The sequence below is a fragment of the Kitasatospora sp. NPDC051164 genome, from assembly GCF_044455625.1.
In the GTDB taxonomy this organism is placed as follows: Bacteria; Actinomycetota; Actinomycetes; order Streptomycetales; family Streptomycetaceae; genus Kitasatospora.
On the sequence record NZ_JBITFB010000114.1, the window covers coordinates 1 to 2,611 of the forward strand.

The window sequence follows — 2,611 nt, forward strand, 5'->3', positions numbered from 1 at the left end:
GAACGTCCTGTGGGCGATGATCCGCGACGGAGCGTGCTACCAGGCAACACCACCAGTCACCGCGGCGGCTTGACAACGGCATTGGGATGTTCTCTACGCTTCATGATCACCGGGGGATCCGTGCCTGCCGTCCCATCATGCATTCTCGACCCGATCCGCGACCAATTCCTCGCCCTGTTGCCCGATCGCGAGGACCGCCACCCGCTGGGCTGCCACAACCCACGGATCAGCGACGCCGTGGTCTTCGACCGCCTGGTGCAGGTCCTGGTCTTCGGCTGCGGCTACGAACGCGTCGCCGACGAGCACTGCTCGGCCACCACCTTGCGCCGCCGCCGTGACGAGTGGATCGCCACCGGCGCCATGGAGACCCTTCGACTGCTCGCACTCGCCGCCTACGACCGCATGATCGGCCTCGAACTCGACCGCCTCAACGCCGACGGCTGCATCAGCAAAGCCCCCTCCGGAGGCGAATGCGCCGGCAAGAGCCCGGTCGACCGGGCCAAACTCGGCCTGAAACGCTCCCAGTTGACCGACGCGAGCGGCATACCGCTGGTCACGGAACCGGCACCGGCCAGCATTCGCGACGACACCCTGCTGCCTACAACCCTCGACCGCTACACCGCCCTGGAGACAACCCTGGGGCCGCTGCCCGAACACCCGCGACTGGCCCTGGACGCCGGATACGACTACCGCCCGGTCCACGACGAGCTGGCCGACCGCCGGATCGAGGCCCGCATCGCCCCACGCGGCGTGAAGACCCCGATCCAAAGCGGCGGCCGATGGGTCGTCGAACGCACGAACTCCTGGATGAACAACTTCGGCAAGCTCCGACGCTGCACCGAACGGCGCAGGGCGGCGGTCGAGTTCTTCCTCGCACTGGCCTGCACCGTCATCACCGTCCGCTGCCTCATCCGACGCGCCTGGACCCACTACCGCTGGAACGCCCGACCTCGTAGCCCGCGCATCCGATGACCTACTGGCGGAGCCTCTAAGTGGCTGGCTCGGCCGGGGCCGTACTGTTCGTGCGGTGATCAGTCGTGCTGGTTGAGCCGCGACGGTGTCCGTCAGTTCTTGTGGCGGCGGTGTTCGGTGAGGCTGGTCACCCCGCTCAGTGCTTGCACCTGGTCTTCCAGGTTGGCCTTGTCGGTGGTCAGCTGCCGGATTGCCTCGGCGTAGATGCGGACCAGTTTGCGCAGGTCGCTGTTCTCCCGCCGGAGGCGGGCGTTCTCGTCGTCGGGGCGGGTGCTGGCCTGCGGGGTGTCGGCCGGTCCGCGCCGGGCGGTGAGCTGGTTCTTGAACCAGGCGATCGGTTCCGGGTAGTTGCGGTAGAAGGTCGCGTGGGTGATGCCGAGGCGCTTCTCGACGCTGGTGACGGTGGCGCGTCGGCCGGCGGCGCTGCTGTCGGCGAGTTCGGTTTCCATCGCGGTGCGGACCTGTTCGTCGGTGGGCAAGCGGTGGCTCACGGCGTCTCCGTCCTGGCGCGCGGGTTGGTACTGGCGGTCGTGGCGAGGAACTCGGCGAGCTCCTGCCGGCGGGTTTGGAGGCGGTGCCGGACGAAGGGCGCCAGCTGGTCCGCGCGGGCGAGTTCCCGGTCGTGGGCGTCCAGGGCTGCTCGCAGGTGGTCGGTGTTCGCCGTGGACAGGGCGACGTTGCGGCAGCGCAGGGGCTGGCAGTCGGGCAGCGAGGGGCCGTCCCCGCCGTCGTCGCGGCGGCACAGGGCCCGGTCGGGGTTGTGGACGCAGGTGACGTACTGGCCCGGGTAGATGTGGGGGTCGTGTCGGGCCATGTGGCGCCGCAGCCGTTTCGGGTCGTTTATCACCTTGCCCTGGAAGCGGACGTGGCGTTCGAACTCGGCGAGGCGGCCCTCCGCCTCCGCGTCGGCCGGCCCGGTGAGGCGGTGGAACTCGTCGCTGACGATCAGGTCGCCGAGTTTCTCACCGCGGGCGATCGCCTCCTCGGACTCGACCTCGTCACGGAATCCGGAGTCGGAGGTGCCTAATGGTGGAGTCGGGTATTGGAAGTATCCAAATGCCTCAGGCCGCGCTCGTGACGAGAGACAATCAACCGGTGACTCGACCCGTGAACCGCGACCGCTCCCTCGAGGAGCTTGAACGCGACCGCTGGCCAGCCCCTCCAGCTGACGCAACCCGTCTCGTCGCAGCCGCGCATGTCCTCCGGCGTCAGCCGATCGGCGAGCTGACCGTGGAGGACATGCGCTTGTTGATCCGACAGGACGTGGGATTGCGGTATCTCCTTCCGATGGCGCTGGAGCTTCTGCGGGAGAACCCGCTGGCAGAGGGCGACTTGTACCCGGGTGATCTGCTCTCCGCAGTCCTCACCAGGGATCCAGCGGTCTGGAACGAGTCTGCCGGACTCCGGCACGAGCTTCGCGTGATCGTCTCGGGGCTGGTCGACATGTCACCCGCCCTCCAGCAAGACATCGAACGGTTCCGGACTGCAAGTTGCTGTCACGGGCCAGCCGTCATGGGCGGCGGGGTCCTGTCCGTCGGTTCATGAGAGGACGTTAAGTCCCTTTTCTCTCGGTTCGTGATCGCTCGTTCGTGTGAACGTCAGCCGTACTGGCGTGCCAGTCGGGGCTAGGGTGATGTTC

Annotated in this window: 5 protein-coding genes; 3 read left to right on the forward strand and 2 right to left on the reverse strand. The window is 67.8% G+C overall.

Going from position 1 to position 2,611, the window contains the following annotated elements; genetic code table 11:
- The first annotated feature begins 120 nt into the window (after positions 1–120).
- Entirely contained in the window at positions 121–972 is an 852-nt protein-coding gene (locus ACIBEC_RS47710) for an IS5 family transposase (RefSeq protein ID WP_360510304.1), read from the forward strand.
- A gap of 92 nt (positions 973–1,064) precedes the next feature.
- Here ACIBEC_RS47710 and ACIBEC_RS47715 read toward each other — a convergent pair whose 3' ends face one another.
- Positions 1,065–1,463 carry a hypothetical protein gene (locus tag ACIBEC_RS47715; RefSeq protein ID WP_360510302.1) on the reverse strand — a complete coding sequence of 133 codons (399 nt, stop codon included), beginning with the start codon at positions 1,461–1,463 and terminating at the stop codon, positions 1,065–1,067.
- A complete protein-coding gene (locus ACIBEC_RS47720) occupies positions 1,460–1,786 on the reverse strand; it encodes a hypothetical protein (protein ID WP_360510300.1) in 327 nt (108 codons plus the stop codon). Before ACIBEC_RS47720 ends, ACIBEC_RS47715 begins: the two co-directional genes overlap by 4 nt.
- A 51-nt stretch (positions 1,787–1,837) precedes the next feature.
- On the opposite strand from ACIBEC_RS47720, the gene ACIBEC_RS47725 reads away from it, so the two are divergent.
- Together ACIBEC_RS47725 and ACIBEC_RS47730 are read left to right on the forward strand one after the other, a co-directional pair.
- Positions 1,838–1,999 carry a hypothetical protein gene (locus tag ACIBEC_RS47725; RefSeq protein ID WP_360510298.1) on the forward strand — a complete coding sequence of 54 codons (162 nt, stop codon included), beginning with the start codon at positions 1,838–1,840 and terminating at the stop codon, positions 1,997–1,999.
- 80 nt (positions 2,000–2,079) lie between these two features.
- Positions 2,080–2,517, forward strand: a complete 438-nt coding sequence (locus tag ACIBEC_RS47730) for a contact-dependent growth inhibition system immunity protein (protein ID WP_360510296.1) — start codon at positions 2,080–2,082, stop codon at positions 2,515–2,517.
- Positions 2,518–2,611: the final 94 nt, after the last annotated feature.

Coding starts and splice junctions, on each gene's coding strand:
- ACIBEC_RS47720 (WP_360510300.1), bottom strand. CDS start 1,786: ATGGCCCGACACGACCCCCACATCTACCCGGGCCAGTACGTCACCTGC.